We start from the raw sequence: 15,639 nt of genomic DNA, 5'->3' as shown, positions 1-15,639 counted from the left end.
CAAGAGCAGGCAGATGGGGACAGGCAGGCAAAGTTAAAGACAGGTAGCAAGAACAGGCTGTTCAACCGTAGCGGAACAGGCTGTCACCGTGGGTTTTCAGCCATTGCCGCGCCGGCTGCCAGCCCGGGTACAGGCGTTCCACTTCGGCCCAGAACGCGGGGGAATGGTTCATGTGGCGCAAATGCGCCAGCTCGTGGGCAATGACGTAATCCAGCACCGCCGGTGGCGCCTGCACCAGCCGCCAGTTCAGGCGGATAATGCCCTGGCTGGTACAGCTGCCCCAGCGCGTGCGCGCCGACGACAGCGCCCAGCCGGACAGTGGCCGTGCCGCGTGCGCTTCCCACGCGGCCAAGCGGCTGCAAAATCTCTCGCGGGCCTGTTTTTGCAGCCAGGCCACCACCGCTGCGGCCAACCTGGCCGGCTGCTGCAAGCCGGGGCCGGCGATATGCAGCGCCTCGCCATCGATACGGGCGCGGTGGCGGCTAGCCTCTTCCACCACCAGCTGCAGCGTATGGCCGGCCAGCATTACCGTACCGCGACTGGCTTCGCGCCGGTTTGCTTCGGCCTGGTGGCGCGCCAGATGCGCCATGATCCAGCCGCGCTTACTGGCCAGAATGTCCTGCAATGCGGCCAACGATACCGCTGGCGGGGCGATCAGCTCCACCTCGCCGTCGCGTATGCGTATGCCCACGCTCTGCCGGGCGCGGCGCGTGAGCCGCACCGCTACCGGGCCATCAGGCAGGGTGAGGCTGAGCGGCGCGGGCTTTGCGTTCATCGGGGTGGGCAAAGGGGCCGACGCCGCCGATCTCGCGCTGGCGTGCTTCGATCCAGGTTTCGGCGGCCTTCATCATGGCTTCGGGGCCGGCGTAGTCGGCCGGGAACAGCGCCGGGCCGATCACCACGGTGATCTCGCCGGGGTGCTTGAGAAAGGCGTTACGCGGCCAGAACTCGCCGGCATTGTGCGCTACCGGCACCATGGGCATATCGAACTGCACCGCCATGCGCGCGGCGCCCAGCTTGTACTTGCCGGCCAGGCCGGGGCGGATACGCGTGCCTTCCGGGAACACGCTGATCCAGAAACCGTGCTGTTTGCGGTTCAGGCCTTGCTCCAGCAGGCGGCGGTTGGCGTTGGCTCGGTCGGCACGGTTGATGGTGATGGGGTTGGTCAACGCCAGGCCCCAGCCAAAAAACGGAATCATCAACAGCTCGCGCTTGGCCACAAACACCTGCGACGGAAAGATCTCCTGCAGCGACAGGGTTTCCCAGCCCGACTGGTGCTTGGCGCAAATAATGGCCGGCTGATCAATGATGTTTTCCTGGCCGATAACACGGTAGCGCAGGCCGACCACATGCCACAGTAGCCAGGTCAGCACCCGAGCCCAGCTCTCGCCCACCAGGTGGCGACGGCGACGCGGCAATGGCGCACACAGAAACAGTACAGCGCAGAACAGCGGGGTAAGGATGGCCACCAACAGCCAGTAAATCAGGTTACGAATCAGCAGCATGGCACTCAGTTGTCCAGATTGATCAGGTAGTCTGCCGCATCGAACAGGTCGTCAAATACCTGCGTGCCTTGCGGCAGGCCGCCTTTTTCCAGCGTGCGCAGGCCTTTGCCGGTACGCACCAGCAAAGGCTTGCCGCCCACCTCGGCCACGGCTTGCAGGTCGCGCAGGCTATCGCCTATCAGCGGCAGGCCGTCGCCACGTACATTGAAGCGCTCCATCACCTCGTGCACCATGCCAGGCTTGGGCTTGCGGCAATCGCACTGGTCGTCTGCCGTATGCGGACAGAAAATCACCGCGTCAATGCGGCCACCGGCCTGGTTCACCAGACGGTGCATTTTTTCGTGCATGGCGTTTAGCGCGTGCATGTCGAACAGGCCACGGCCGATGCCGCTCTGGTTGGTGGCCACCACCACACGCCAGCCGGCCTGGGTCAGGTTGGCAATGGCTTCCAGGCTGCGCGGTAGCGGCTGCCATTCCATGGTGTTCTTGACGAAGTCGTCGCGATCCTGGTTGATCACGCCGTCGCGGTCGAGGATGACGAGTTTCATGGTGTCCTTTTAAGCCATTTTTTGCCACGAACACCACGAAAAACACAAAAGACACATCACGCGCCGAGTAGCGCATGGTTCGCCTTGTTCGTGTTGTTTCGTGGTTTTCGTGGCTAGGCAGTTTTAGTCAGCCAGCAGCGAGATATCCGCTACGCGGTTGAACAGCGCGGCCAGGCTGGCCAGCAGCGCAATACGGTTGCCACGCACGGCCAGGTCGTCTGCCATCACCATCACGCCATCAAAGAAGGCATCAACCGGTGCCCGCAGCGAGGCCAGCTGGGTCAGCGCGCCGGCAAAGTCGTGGGCGGCAAACTTCGCCTCCACCGCCGGAGCCAGTGCCTGGATGGCGTCAAACAGCGCACGTTCGGCGTCTTCGGCAAATAGCGCCGGGTTCACCATGCCGATGTCGCCTTCGGCTTTCTTCAGGATGTTTTTCACGCGCTTGTTGGCCGCAGCCAGGGTAGCGGCTTCCGGCAGCGCCTTGAACTGCGCCACGGCGGCCAGCACGGCGCCCACTTCGTTCAGCTGGGTTGGTGCCAGCGCCAGTACGGCGTCGATCTCGTCGGCCTTGTAGTCGTTGGCCAGGTAGTTTTTCAGGCGTTCCAGCGCAAAGGCGTACACCTCGTCCACCACGGTGGCAGACAGCAGGCCGGCCGGGAAGGCGGCGGCAGCGTCGGCGATCAGCGCTTTCAGGTCCAGCGGCTGTTCCAGCACCATGCGCAGCACGCCCAGCGCGGCACGGCGCAGCGCGAACGGGTCTTTGTCGCCGGTAGGAATCAGGCCGATGCCCCAGATGCCGACGATGGTTTCCAGCTTGTCGGCCAGCGCCACGGCGGTGGCGATCGGGCCTTGCGGCAGGCTGTCGCCGGCAAAGCGCGGGTGGTAGTGGCCTTCGATGGCGTCGGCCACGGCGGCGTCTTCACCGTCCAGGCGCGCGTAGTAGCGGCCCATGATGCCTTGCAGCTCGGGGAACTCGCCCACCATGTCGGACACCAGGTCGGCCTTGGCCAGATACGCCGCGCGGGCGGCCAGGGCGCTATCGGCACCCAGCTTGCCGGCGATGGCGGCAGCGATGGTCTGCAGGCGCTCGACGCGCGCCAGCTGGCTACCGATCTTGTTGTGGTACACCACATTGGCCAGGCGCGGCAGGCGGCTGTCCAGGCGTTGTTTCTGGTCTTGCTCGTAGAAGAACTTGGCGTCGGACAGACGGGCACGCAGCACGCGCTCGTTACCGCCGATGATGTAACGCGGGTCTTCTGTCTGCAGGTTGGACACCAGCAGGAAGCGGTTCATCAGCTTGCCGTCCGCGTCCAGCAGCGGGAAGTACTTCTGGTTCTGCTGCATGGTCAGGATCAGGCATTCCTGCGGCACATTCAGGAACTCGGCCTCGAAGCCGGCTTCCAGCACCACCGGCCATTCCACCAGGCCGGTCACTTCGTCGAACAGTGCATCCGGCGCGGCGATGGTGGCGTTCAGGCGGGCGGCGGCTTCGGCCAGCTTGTGGCGGATCAGCTCGCGGCGGGCGGTGAAGCTGGCAATGACTTTGCCTTCTTCGGCCAGGGTGCGGGCGTAGGCGTCGGCGTTGGCCACGGTGACGTCACCGGCGGACAGGAAGCGGTGGCCACGGGTGAGCTGGCGGCTTTGCAGGCCCAGCACCTCGCCGGCAATCACTTGCTCGCCGTGCAGCATCATCAGGCCGTGTACCGGGCGCACGAATTGCAGGTCCAGGTCGGCCCAGCGCATCAGCTTGGGTGCCGGCAGCTTTTTCAGCGCGGTGGCCACAATGCCGGACAGCACGGCGGACAGCGCCTCGCCGGCTTTGGTGGATTCGTAGGCGTACACGTCCTGCTTGCCGTCGTGCACGGTGGTCAGCGCGGCCACGTCTACGCCGCAGGAGCGGGCGAAGCCGGCCAGTGCCGGCGACGGCTGGCCGTCTTTCATGCCGGCGGATACTGCCGGGCCGCGACGCACAATGTGCTGGTCGGGCTGGATGGCGGCTACGGCCGGAATCTGCACGGCCAGGCGGCGCGGGCTGGCGTATACGTTGGCCGCAGCGTCGGCTGGGGCAAACTGCAGCTTTTTCAGCTCGTCGGTAATGGTGTCGGCAAAGCTGTTAGCCAGCTTTTCCAGTGCTTTTGGCGGCAGCTCTTCGGTGAGCAGCTCGATCAGCAAGGTGGCTTGTTGGGTCATGTTCATTCAATCTTTTCGCTGGGGGCGTTAGGTGCCAGGCGGCAGACAATCTTCAGCATGGTTTCGGCAATAGAGCCCTGCTCCACCGGCACGAAGGTCCAGTTAAAGCGCTGCAGCTGGAACATCTGGGTGTAGACATGCTTGTTGCGCTTGGTCCAGTAACTGGTGTTCACAAAGGCGTACTGCATGTTCTGGCAGTCGGCACGGCCTTCCAGGCGGCGTACCTGATAGCTGATACCCAGGCTGTCTTCCTGCTTTTTCTCGGCGTAACGCTCCTGGTTGATGAAGCGGACAAAGCCTTCGTTCACATTGGCAATGCTGTCCAGGTCGATGGCCAGCTCCAGCGCGTCACCGCTCTGGTACACCTGGAAATTGCCTTCCTGCTGCGGTGCTTCCTGCTGGCTGGCCAAATACCAGGTCAGGCCGGCCAGCACCGCGATCAGGGTGAAAAAGGCTACCGCTGTCTTCATGGCTTAGTCTTTTCTGCACATCGGGAAGCCCAGGGCTTCACGCGCGTCGTAATAAGCCTGGGCCACACCGCGGGACAGGTTGCGGATGCGACCGATGTAGGCGGCGCGTTCGGTCACCGAAATGGCACCGCGGGCATCCAGCAGGTTGAAGGTGTGGCCGGCTTTCAGGATGGTTTCGTAACCCGGCAGCGGCAGGCCGGCTTCCAGCAGGCGCTTGGCTTCGCTTTCGTAGTCGGCAAACTGTTTGAACAGCAGCTCGACATTGCTTTCTTCAAAGGCGTATTTCGATTGCTCGAACTCGTTCTGGAAGAACACGTCGCCGTAGGTCACCACGGTGCCGTCCGGCAGGCGCGTCCACACCAGCTCGTACACGTTTTCGATGTCTTGCAGGTACATGGCCAGGCGCTCCAGGCCGTAGGTGATCTCACCCAGTACCGGTTTGCAGTCCAGGCCGCCGACTTGCTGGAAGTAGGTGAACTGGGTCACTTCCATGCCGTTCAGCCAGACTTCCCAACCCAAACCCCAGGCGCCCAGGGTGGGGTTTTCCCAGTCGTCTTCGACAAAGCGGATATCGTGGATGGCCGGGTCGATACCCAGCTCGCGCAGCGAACCCAGGTACAGGTCCTGGATATCCGGCGGGGATGGTTTCAGCACCACCTGGAACTGGTGATGCTGGAACAGGCGGTTCGGGTTTTCGCCGTAGCGGCCGTCTTTGGGGCGGCGGCTAGGCTGCACGTAGGCAGCGTGCCAAGGTTCCGGGCCCAGGGCGCGCAGGAAGGTGGCGGTGTGCGAGGTGCCTGCGCCCACTTCGGTATCGTACGGCTGCAACAAAGCGCAGCCCTGACGGTTCCAGTAGTGCTGCAGGGTGAGGATGATTTCCTGGAAAGTGAGCATGTGGCGGAATCTGAAAGATTGAAAAACAAAGCCCGATTCTAACCGTATAGGGGAAGGCGGGGAAAGCACGGCGCGGCGACAGGCCGGCCATAGGCCTGGCCAAGGCGCTGCCAAGCGCATCATGACGGCCGGTATAGCCGCCTTGCGGCCACACCTGACGGCGTGATCTGTCTGCATAAAATGCCACAGCACGCTGGCAAGCCATACAAATTGCATCAATTTAGTAGCGAGTCAGCCGTCGATTCACACAAAATCACAGAACAAGCATATGTTCTATATAAAAAGCTAGTAAATATCCGCCAGTTACACGGCAGCCAGCCACGCAGGCCAGATACGCGGGCGCCAGCCAAGGCGGCACACAGCACACGCGCAGGAACAGGCTCATACCATGATCACACTGCCCGCTTACCACCCAGGCAGCCTGCTACACGATAGCGGCACCTCGTTGATCTACCGCAGCCAGCACCGGCAAAGCGGCCAACCTGTCATCATGAAGGTGTTGCGCCACCCGCAGCCGCAAGCCGCTGACGTAGCGCGCTTCCAGGCCGAATACGCCTGCCTGCAGCGTTTTGCCCACGCCGGCATCGTGCAGCCGCTGGCGCTGCTGCAGCACCAGCAACACTGGGTGATGGTGCTGGAAGATTGCGGAGGTGTGGCGCTAAGCCAGCTACTGGAACAGGCGGGCCAGGCACTGCCGCCCGGCCTGGTACTGGAAATGGGCCTGCAGCTATGCGATGCCCTGGACTGTGTCCATCAGGCGCAGCTGGTGCACCGCGACATCAACCCGGCCAATATCGTCTGGAACGCCGACACGCACCAGCTACAGCTGATCGACTTCGGCCTGGCCCAGCCCCCCAGCTACGAGCCGCCTACCGGACAGCGCTACGAAGGCACGCTGGCGTACAGCTCGCCCGAGCACACCGGCCGTACCAGCCATACGCTGGGCTACCGTGCCGACTACTATTCGCTGGGCGTCACCCTGTACCAGTTGCTAAGCGGCCAGCTGCCATTCGATAGCCAGGATGCGATGGAGTTGGTGCATAGCCACCTGGCACGCCCGCCGGACTTCCAGCTGCCCGCCTTTGCCAGCCTGCCGCCGCAGCTGGTGGCTGTGGTGCAGCGGCTACTGGAAAAACACCCGGACCGCCGCTACCAGACGATTGCCCTACTCAAGAATGACCTGCAGCTATGCCGCCAGCTGCTGGCCGATACCCAGCCACTGGCCGACCAAGCCAGCTGGGGCAGCCAGCGCGTCCAACTGGTGCTGCCGGATAACCTTTACGGGAGGGCGCCGCAGCTTGCCCAGCTAGTGCAGGCCTTTGCCCGCTGCCGCGGCCCGCATAACGAGCTGGTATTGCTGGGTGGCTTCGCCGGCGTGGGCAAATCGGCACTGGCCGAGGCGCTACGCCAGCCGGCCAACGAGCAAGGCAGCTTTTTCGTGGCGGGCAAATGCGAGCAGTACAAGCGCAACACGCCGTACGCGGCCATTATCCAGGCGTTCCAAGACCTGTTGCGCCAGCTGCTGACCCTGCCGCAGAGCCAGCTGGCACAGTGGTCGCAGCTGCTACGCAATGCGCTGGGCGAACAGGCCGACATCCTGTGCGCCCTGCTGCCGGAGCTGGCCCTGCTGCTGCCAGCCCAGCATGTCAGCCCGCCGCTGCCACCGCAAGAAGCACAGCACCGGTTACACCGCTTACTGCTCACCCTCGCCAGCACTTTTGCCAGCCCTTACCACCCGCTGGTGATCTTTCTGGACGACCTGCAGTGGGCCGACCCGGCCACCCTGGGCCTGATCGAACAGCTGCTGGCTAGCCCGCAAGCCCGGCATATCCTGTTGCTGGGCGCCTATCGCGATAACGAAACCGGCACCAACCACCCGTTGATACACCTGCAATCGGCGCTGGTACAGCACGGTGTTGCCATACAAACGCTGACGGTGGAACCGCTGGGGCAAGCCCACATCAGCCAGTGGCTGGCCGACACACTGCAGTGCCCGCTAGACAGCATCAGCGCGCTGGCCACGCTATGCCAGCACAAAACCCGGGGCAACCCGTTTTTCCTGCGCCAGTTCCTGCGCAGCCTGTACGACCGTGGCCTGCTGTTCTACCACCCGGCAGAAGCGCGCTGGTGCTGGCAGCAACAGGCCCTGGACAACACCGCCTTTACCGACAATGTCGTTGCCCTGATGGTAGACAAGCTGCGCAGCCTGCCGGCCAATACCCAGGCACTGCTGCAACTGGCCGCCACACTGGGCAACCGTTTTACCCTCAGCCAGCTGGCCCGCATTGCGGCACTGCCGCTGGCCAGCGCACGCCTGCAGCTGAAACCGGCGCTGGCACACGAGCTGATACGCCCTGGCGGCCACGACAACACCGTCGAGCACGACGACTACCGCTTTGTGCACGATCGCATCCAGCAAGCCGCCTACGCGCTGTACGACGAAGCCGGCCAACGCCAGCAACACCTCAAGGTTGGCCGCAGCCTGCTGGCGCACAGCACCCAGCTGCAAGACGACCTGTACGCCATTCTGGAACAGCTGAACCCGGCCGTGGCTTTGCTGCACGACCCCGCCGAACGCGAACAGCTGGCCGTGCTGAACTACAAAGCCGGCAAGCTGGCGCAAGGTGCTGCCGCCTACCCCGCCGCCCTGCACCATATGCAGCTGGCGCAGCAGCTGCTGCCGGAGTACGCCGCCAGCGACGATCTGCGCCACATCCTGCTGGGCCTGTGCGACGCTGCCAGCCACTGCGGCCAGTTTGCCCTGGCCGACAGCCTCTACCCGCAGCTACAAGCCCACAGCCCCTGCGTCACCACGCAAATCGAAGGCTATCTGGTACAGATACACCAGTACCTGCTGCAAGGCCGCTTTGACGACGCCCTGCAGCTGCAGCGCCAGTGTCTGGCCATGCTGGGCATCAGCCTGCCCGCCACCCTGGCCGAGCAGCAAGCCCAGCTACACGCGCTGGAAAGCGAGCTGGGCACAGCACACGGCCTGCCCGACAGTACCGTGCTGCACCGCCTGGGCCAGATGAGCGACCACACGGCGCAAGCCGCCATGGCCCTGCTGTTTGGCGTGAGCCACGCGGCCTACTTGTCTGGCCAGCTGACCCTGGACGCCCTCGCCATCCTGCACATGACGCGGCTATCGCTCACACACGGCCATGACGAGCTATCGCCCTACGCCTACGCCCTGTACGGCTTTACCCTGGGCCAGCTGCACCAGCAATATGCGGCGGCCGAGCAATGGGGGCAGCTCGCCCTGGACCTGTCCAACAAGCAGCACCAGCTTGCCATTCGCGGCAATACCCACTTTCTGTACGCCAGCAAGCTGGGGCACTGGCAGCACCCGCTACGCAGCCTGAACGGCTACTACCAGGAAGCCCTGCACTGGAGCCAGGAAAGCGGCGACCTGCTGAACGAAGGCTATATCCTGGCGGTACGCGGCACCGACCGCATCATGCAGGGCCAGTACCTGCCCGAGCTGCTGGAGCTGGGCGAGCAAGACCTGCAGCGCCTGCAAAGTCATGCCCGGCAAGACATGTACGACTGCACCCGCGTCGGCAGCGTGCAGCCGCTGTGCTGCCTGATGGGGCTGAGCTACCAGCCACACAGCTTCGACGACGAAACCTTCAGCGAGCACGACTTCCTGCAGCACTACCAGCACAGCCCGCTACACCTGGCTTACTACCATCACAGCAAGCTGTTTACCGGCTACCTGCTGCGCAGCCCCGACGCCATCGCGCTGACTGCGCAGCTGCCCCATATTGCGGCCAACGTTGCCGGCCAGTTCAAAGTGGCAGAAGCCACCTTCTACTGCGGCCTGATCCTTGCCCGCGCCCTGCGCGAACAGCCAGACCACCCGCAGCAGGACAGCTGGCAAACCACCCTGGCCGGCTGCCTGGCCAGCTACGCCGGCTGGGCCAGCCTGTGCGCCGACAACTTCGCCGCGCGCCATAGCCTGCTGCAAGCAGAACAGGCCAGGCTGGACGGGCAGCACATCGCGGCACAGCAGCACTACCAGCAAGCCATCGAACAAGCGGCCCAGCACGGCTTTGCCCACATCGCCGCCATCGCCCGCGAAAGCTATGGCGACTACTGGCTGGCCTGTGGCCAGCCCGCCATTGCCCAGCTGTTTTTGCAGCAAGCCTGGCAGGGCTACCAGGCATGGGGCGCCAGCGGCAAGGCCAGCCAGCTGCAGCAGCGCTATCAGGCCAAAGGCCTGCAACTGGCCAGCGCACCAGCCGAAGCCAGCGCGCCCCAAACGGTTAGCCATAGCACGCATACCGGCAGCGACAACACCAGCTCGCTGGACCTGGCGTCCATTCTGAAAGCAACCCGCGCCCTGTCTGGCGAGCTCAGCCTGGAGCGGGTACTGGCGCGGCTGCTGGACATCGTGCGGGAAAACACCGGTGCCCAGACTGCCCGCCTGCTGCTGCACTACCAGAACCACTGGTTGCTGGAAGGTGGCGATGGCCAGCGCGGCAAGCCCGAGCCGGTACTGCTGGACGCGCGGCAACACCCGCTGCTGCCACTGTCGCTGCTGCGCTATGTCATCCGCACAGGCGAAGCGCTGGTAGAAGGCAATCTGGCCGCCTCGCAACGCTTTCATGCCGACCCCTACGTCGAGCAACACCAGCCGGGCTCGGTGCTGTGCCTGCCCATCCTGCGCAAGCAGCAGGTTATCGGCGTGCTGTACCTGGAAAACCGCCTGATTCAGCACGCGTTCAGCCACGACCGGCTCACCTTCCTGCGCATGCTTACCCTGCAGGCGCTGGTGTCCATCGACAATGCGCGGCTGTACGACAACCTGGAGCGCCAGGTACAGGAGCGCACCGCCCGGCTGAACCAGATACGGCTGGAGCAGCAAGCCATTCTGGACAACGCGCTGGTCGGCATTGCCTTTGTGCGCGACCGCGTCTTCCAGCAGTGCAACCAGGGCTTCGAGCAGATACTGGGCTACCCCCGTGGCGCGCTGGACAAACAGCCCACCCAGCTGGCCTACCTCAGCGAAAGCGACTACCAGCTTACCGGCCACCTGACACGCAGCAGCTATCTGGAAACCGACATGGCGCTGCGGCGCCAGGATGGCAGCCCGGTGTGGTGCGCTATCAGCGCCAAGCTGGTGAACCCGGCCGAGCCGGACGCCGGCATGGTGGTGGTGATCATGGATATCAGCGCGCGCAAAGCGGCAGAACAGGCCATGGCCGAGTCGCGCCAGCGCGCCGAAGACGCCACGCGCACCAAATCGCTGTTCCTGGCCAATATGAGCCACGAGATCCGCACCCCGATGAACGCCATTCTGGGCATGGCCCGCCTGGCGCTGCAGCGCGACCCGGACCTGCAAGTAGGCCACTATCTGCACAAGATTCTGGCCAGCGGCGAAGGGCTGCTGCAGATACTCAACGACATTCTGGACTTCTCCAAGATCGAAGCCGGCAAGCTCACGCTGGAAAGCGTGCCCTTCTCGCTGGACAACATTCTGGAACGCGTGGCCGACGTGATGGTGCTGCGCATCCAGGGCAAACCCATCGAACCCATCTACCAGATTGCGGCCAACGTGCCCGGCAGGCTGATCGGCGACCCGCTGCGGCTGGAGCAAATCCTGTGCAACCTGGCCAGCAATGCCGCCAAATTTACCGAGCGCGGCCAGATCGCCCTGTCGGTAGCGGTTACCGAGCAAGACGCCCATAGCGTGACCCTGAGCTTCACCATGCAAGACAGCGGTATCGGCATAGAGCCGGCGCTGCGCGACCAGCTGTTCCACTCGTTTACCCAGGCCGACGGCTCGGTAACGCGGCGCTACGGCGGCACCGGCCTGGGGCTGGCCATTTGCAAACAGCTGGCCAGCCTGATGCAAGGCGAGCTGGCCGTAGACAGCCAGCCTGGCCGCGGCAGCAGCTTTACCCTGCGCATCACCCTACCATGGCAAACCGATACCGCCCCCGACACTCCGCTGCCCAACCGCCATGTGCTGGTGGTAGACGACCACCCGCAAGCACGTAGCGCCCTGGGCAATATGCTGTTCAACCTGGGCATGAAGGTCAGCGAAGCCGGCGATGGCATGGCTGCACTGGCCAAGCTCCATCAGGCCAGCGAACAAGGCCAGCCCATAGACTTGGTGCTGCTGGATAGCCAGATGCCGGGCTGGAGCGGTAGCGACACCCTGCAGCGCCTGCGCGATGCCCGCCTGGCGTGCGAACCGGCCGTGGTGATGCTGATCCAGCCCTACGGCGACAACGAAGACGAGCTGCCCACGGGCCTGCAAGGCATGCTGGCCAAACCGCCACGCCCTGCCAGCGTGCTTACCCTGCTGCAAAGCCTGGCAGGCCACGCCCTGCCCGCCCCGCCAGATGAGAAACAGCGCATGGCCATCCAGCTGGCCAGCCTGTCCGGCGTAGCCGGCTGCCGTGTTCTGCTGGTAGACGACAATGCCATCAATCGCGAGGTGGTGCTGGGCATGCTGGAAGACAGCGGGCTGCTGATCGATATCGCCGAAAACGGGGTCGATGCGGTAGACGCTGTCAATATCGGCCACTACGACCTGGTGCTGATGGATATCCAGATGCCCATGCTGGACGGCTTTGCCGCTACCCGGCAAATACGCGCCAACCCGGCGCACGCCAGCCTGCCCATCGTGGCGCTGAGCGCGCACGCCATGGTCAGCGACCATCAGGCCAGCCTGGCCGCCGGCATGAACGACCATCTGGACAAACCCATCGTCCCCGATGCCCTGATTGCCACCCTGCTGCGCTGGCTACCCGCCCACCAGCCACGCCGCGCGCTGCAGCCCACCCCGCGCCAGGGCAGCCACAACCTGGCGCAACGCCTGCAATACCACTTTGTCAGCAGCTACCGCCAGCTGCCTGCCAAGCTGCAGCTACTACGCGAAGCCGGGGACTGGGCCGCCATCGAATACCACACGCACAGCCTGAAAGCCGCTGCAGCCTACGTGGATGCACAGCGCCTGGCCCGGCTGGCATCGGATATCGACAGCGCCCTGCGCGACCACCAGCGCCTGGCCGCCGAAGCCCTGCTGCCCGAGCTGCAAGACGAGCTGGATAAAACCCTGCGCCAGCTACAAGACAGCCGCAGCGCCCCAGCGCGCAGTACCGCGCAGCCGCAGACGCCTCTGGAACAAATGCGGCTTTTGCAACATTTGCAAGATAAACTCAAGCACGCCGACTCCCGTGCCGATGAAGCATTAGCCGCACTTTTTGATGCAATGCCTATAGATTGCCATGAGCATTTGATTAATATCGGTAAATTACTAGATCAGATAGAATATGATCAGGCTTATCGACAGCTGCAAACACTGATCAAGACACTGGACTTGCCCATCGGAAGTACCACATGAAACAACAACAAAAAATCCTGATCGTGGACGATGTCATCATCAATCTGCACTTGCTGGATGGCCTGCTGAAAACCGATTACACCGTCCTGATGGCCAAAAACGGCCAGCAGGCACTGCAGCTGGCGCGCGAGCACCACCCCGACCTGGTTTTGCTTGATGTCGTGATGCCGGAAATGGACGGCTTTGCCGTACTGCAAGCCCTGCGCCACGACGCGCGCACCAAGAATATTCCCGTGATTTTCATTACCGGCCAGGACAGGCCGGAAGACGAGGCGCAAGGCCTGCTGCGCGGCGCGGTGGACTACATCACCAAGCCGCTGAACGAGGTCATCGTCAAGGCGCGCGTGGCCACCCACCTCAAGCTGGAGCGGCAGCGCCGCATGCTGGAAAGCCTGGCCAATATCGACGGCCTGACCGAGCTGCCCAACCGCCGCCAGCTGGACCAGGTCTACCACGGTGAATGGGAGCGCGCCCGCCGCAACCAGCTACCGCTGTCGGTAGCCATCATCGACGTAGACTGCTTCAAGCAGTACAACGACCACTGCGGCCATGCCATGGGCGACCGCGTGCTGCAGCAGCTGGCGCAAACCATTGCGGCCAACCTGGGTCGCCCCGGCGACCTGGCCGCCCGCTATGGCGGCGAAGAATTTGTCGTGATCCTGCCCGCTACACAGGGCCAGGGGGCGTGGCAGCTACTGGAAAGCATGCGCCGTACGGTAGAAACCATGGCCATCCCGCACCCGGCTTCGCTGGTCAGCCAGGTGGTCACCATCAGCGCCGGCGTGGCCAGCCTGCAAAATGGTATCGATACGCCCTCCAGCCTGCTGCAACTGGCCGACCAGCGCCTGTACCACGCCAAGCGCAGTGGCCGTAACTGCGTCATCGGCGAAGCCGGCATCAATAGCGAGCTGAGCAGCGCGCTGTACAGCTTGGGCTAGCACGCAGCCAAAACCCGGCTAGCGGCCCGCCTTACAGCACGCGGTCGGTACGGCGGCGATACCAGCCGGTTACCGACAGGCGCTGCTGCCGCGCCGGCAGCACTTCGTGCCAGAAACGGTCGGACAGGAACAACACCAGCGTGCCGGCCTCCGGCTCGATATCCAGATACTCGCTGCAAGCGTCATCCAGATACAGGCGAATTTGCCCGCCGGCCCCTTGCGGCCAACCTTCATTCAGATAAAACACCGTGGTCAGCGTGCGCGCGTCATCGTCCTGGAACCGGTCCAGGTGCTTCTTGTAAAAGGCACCGGCCGGGTACACGGCAAAGTGAGATTCCAGCTCGGCCAGGCCCAGATACAGGCCACGGTTCACCGCGTGCATGATGTCGTCCATGGCGGCGTTATACGCCTGCACGGCCGGCTCGGCGGCCACCTGGTCCAGCCATAGTACCGAGTCGCTACGGATCTCTGCGCGGCGCGCCTGGCCGGTAGCACGGCCAGTAGCCGCCTCGTGAAACAAGCCCTGCTGCCATACCGACAGGCAGGTATCGCGCAGGTTTTGTACCAGGCTGGCGGGCAAGGCGTGCGGTATCACCACCCAGCCTTTATCGGCCAAGGCGTCCAGTACGGCATCCAGATCAAATTGCAAAACAGTCATGGTGACATCCGGCAAAAAACATCAAGGCGGGCTTTGTACCATGCGCGCCGCCTGCCGCCAATGCGCCAGATCAAGCGCACGGTGCACCTTTGCCGCAGCAAGCCATAGTGTTGACAGTCCTTAGTAGTTTTCTGCTACCTGCTGATGGTTGCCCGCCAGCCAGGCCAGTACCAGCGGGAAGTGATCGTTGGCCGCATCGGGGTGGGTCAGCAAGCTGACATGGTTGTAATCGTGGCGGTAGCCGGTATGGCGTGCCAGCAGATGCACGCACGAGGTGTGGGCGCCGCTTTCGGCACGAAAGCGTTTCACATCGCCAGGGTGGCCGCGGCACGGGTCGTTTTGCGCGGCAAAATACAGCGCTGGCGGCAAGGTATGGCGCTGTGCGGCGGCGGCGTAATCAAAGCCGTCGTCGCTATCTACCCAGGGGCGCACCTTGGCCCACTGCTTGCTCTGCCAGTGGCTTTTGTCGGTTTCGTCGTCCGCCCCCAGGCCGATGCGCTGCGCCGGCAAATACCCCACACTGCGGCATAGCAGCCGCGCCACGCCGTTCCACATCAGGTCCACTTCCAGCAGCTTGTTCAGGTTGCGCGCGTGCACGCTGCGCTTGCTGCCGAAGTACACCAGGCTGGCCACCTGCGGGATCAGTGCCGGCTGGTACAACAGCGCGCTGCTCATATGCACCCCGCCCCAGGAGTGCGCCATCCAGTGCACCGCCTGGCCACCGCTGTGCTGGCACACGGCAGCGTGCAGCGCGGGCAGGTCTTCGCGGATGATTTCGGTCTGGCCGTGGCGCGCGTGGCGGCTGATACGCGGTGTGCTGCGCCCGCGCCCGCGCAAGTCGGCCACGTACACGTCGTAGCCGTGGCGCGCCAGGTAGTGCGCCAGCCCTTTGCCGCTATCGGAATAAAAAATGCGCCCGTTGGCCATCACGCCGTGCACCATCAGTACCGGCTGGCCGTCGTGCTGCGGGTGGCGGATACGCTTTACGTACAGGGTATCGCTGGCGGTAACGGGCACGAACAAATCTTCTTCGCGGTTTTTCATGTAGCCTCGGCGGTGGGGTGGCAATAATAAAACAAGCG

At 63.8% G+C, this 15,639-nt stretch carries 10 protein-coding genes; 2 read left to right on the top strand and 8 right to left on the bottom strand.

What is annotated here, in order from left to right; translation table 11 throughout:
• Positions 1-61 precede the first annotated feature (61 nt).
• The 6 genes from LCH97_RS17465 to glyQ all read right to left on the bottom strand — a co-directional run bounded on the left by LCH97_RS17465 (position 62) and on the right by glyQ (position 5,607).
• Entirely contained in the window at positions 62-775 is a 714-nt protein-coding gene (locus LCH97_RS17465) for a M48 family metallopeptidase (protein WP_227302750.1), read from the bottom strand.
• A complete protein-coding gene (locus LCH97_RS17460) occupies positions 735-1,505 on the bottom strand; it encodes a 1-acyl-sn-glycerol-3-phosphate acyltransferase (protein WP_227302749.1) in 771 nt (256 codons plus the stop codon). Before LCH97_RS17460 ends, LCH97_RS17465 begins: the two co-directional genes overlap by 41 nt.
• Positions 1,506-1,510: 5 nt before the next feature.
• Positions 1,511-2,053, bottom strand: coding sequence for a D-glycero-beta-D-manno-heptose 1,7-bisphosphate 7-phosphatase (gmhB, locus tag LCH97_RS17455; RefSeq protein ID WP_227302748.1), 543 nt, complete (start codon positions 2,051-2,053; stop codon positions 1,511-1,513).
• 123 nt (positions 2,054-2,176) lie between these two features.
• Complete coding sequence (gene glyS / locus LCH97_RS17450) at positions 2,177-4,243, bottom strand: glycine--tRNA ligase subunit beta (protein WP_227305418.1); 2,067 nt, start codon at positions 4,241-4,243, stop codon at positions 2,177-2,179.
• 2 nt (positions 4,244-4,245) lie between these two features.
• Positions 4,246-4,713 (bottom strand): surface-adhesin E family protein, encoded by a 468-nt coding sequence (locus LCH97_RS17445; protein WP_227302747.1) that lies wholly within the window; start codon positions 4,711-4,713, stop codon positions 4,246-4,248.
• Positions 4,714-4,716: 3 nt separating this feature from the next.
• A complete protein-coding gene (gene glyQ / locus LCH97_RS17440) occupies positions 4,717-5,607 on the bottom strand; it encodes a glycine--tRNA ligase subunit alpha (protein ID WP_147689114.1) in 891 nt (296 codons plus the stop codon).
• A 388-nt stretch (positions 5,608-5,995) separates the two neighbouring features.
• Here glyQ and LCH97_RS17435 point away from each other — a divergent pair, with 388 nt between their 5' ends.
• Both LCH97_RS17435 and LCH97_RS17430 read left to right on the top strand, forming a co-directional pair.
• Positions 5,996-12,961 carry a response regulator gene (locus tag LCH97_RS17435; protein WP_227302746.1) on the top strand — a complete coding sequence of 2,322 codons (6,966 nt, stop codon included), beginning with the start codon at positions 5,996-5,998 and terminating at the stop codon, positions 12,959-12,961.
• Positions 12,958-13,899 carry a diguanylate cyclase gene (locus LCH97_RS17430; protein ID WP_227302745.1) on the top strand — a complete coding sequence of 314 codons (942 nt, stop codon included), beginning with the start codon at positions 12,958-12,960 and terminating at the stop codon, positions 13,897-13,899. The genes LCH97_RS17435 and LCH97_RS17430 overlap by 4 nt, the downstream gene beginning before the upstream one ends.
• A gap of 31 nt (positions 13,900-13,930) precedes the next feature.
• Here LCH97_RS17430 and LCH97_RS17425 read toward each other — a convergent pair whose 3' ends face one another.
• A complete protein-coding gene (locus tag LCH97_RS17425; RefSeq protein WP_227302744.1) occupies positions 13,931-14,557 on the bottom strand; it encodes a 2OG-Fe(II) oxygenase in 627 nt (208 codons plus the stop codon).
• 120 nt (positions 14,558-14,677) lie between these two features.
• Positions 14,678-15,601 (bottom strand): alpha/beta fold hydrolase, encoded by a 924-nt coding sequence (locus LCH97_RS17420; protein WP_227302743.1) that lies wholly within the window; start codon positions 15,599-15,601, stop codon positions 14,678-14,680.
• Positions 15,602-15,639 lie beyond the last annotated feature (38 nt).

Source organism: Vogesella sp. XCS3 (assembly GCF_020616155.1).
GTDB lineage: Bacteria > Pseudomonadota > Gammaproteobacteria > Burkholderiales > Chromobacteriaceae > Vogesella.
This window is presented reverse-complemented; position numbering and strand designations above follow the sequence as displayed.

What these genes read in the sequence shown, in the direction of transcription:
- LCH97_RS17465 (WP_227302750.1), bottom strand. Translation starts at nt 775, where the DNA reads ATGAACGCAAAGCCCGCGCCGCTCAGCCTCACCCTGCCTGATGGCCCG.
- LCH97_RS17460 (WP_227302749.1), bottom strand. Translation starts at nt 1,505, where the DNA reads ATGCTGCTGATTCGTAACCTGATTTACTGGCTGTTGGTGGCCATCCTT.
- gmhB (WP_227302748.1), bottom strand. Translation starts at nt 2,053, where the DNA reads ATGAAACTCGTCATCCTCGACCGCGACGGCGTGATCAACCAGGATCGC.
- glyS (WP_227305418.1), bottom strand. Translation starts at nt 4,243, where the DNA reads ATGACCCAACAAGCCACCTTGCTGATCGAGCTGCTCACCGAAGAGCTG.
- LCH97_RS17445 (WP_227302747.1), bottom strand. Translation starts at nt 4,713, where the DNA reads ATGAAGACAGCGGTAGCCTTTTTCACCCTGATCGCGGTGCTGGCCGGC.
- glyQ (WP_147689114.1), bottom strand. Translation starts at nt 5,607, where the DNA reads ATGCTCACTTTCCAGGAAATCATCCTCACCCTGCAGCACTACTGGAAC.
- LCH97_RS17435 (WP_227302746.1), top strand. Translation starts at nt 5,996, where the DNA reads ATGATCACACTGCCCGCTTACCACCCAGGCAGCCTGCTACACGATAGC.
- LCH97_RS17430 (WP_227302745.1), top strand. Translation starts at nt 12,958, where the DNA reads ATGAAACAACAACAAAAAATCCTGATCGTGGACGATGTCATCATCAAT.
- LCH97_RS17425 (WP_227302744.1), bottom strand. Translation starts at nt 14,557, where the DNA reads ATGACTGTTTTGCAATTTGATCTGGATGCCGTACTGGACGCCTTGGCC.
- LCH97_RS17420 (WP_227302743.1), bottom strand. Translation starts at nt 15,601, where the DNA reads ATGAAAAACCGCGAAGAAGATTTGTTCGTGCCCGTTACCGCCAGCGAT.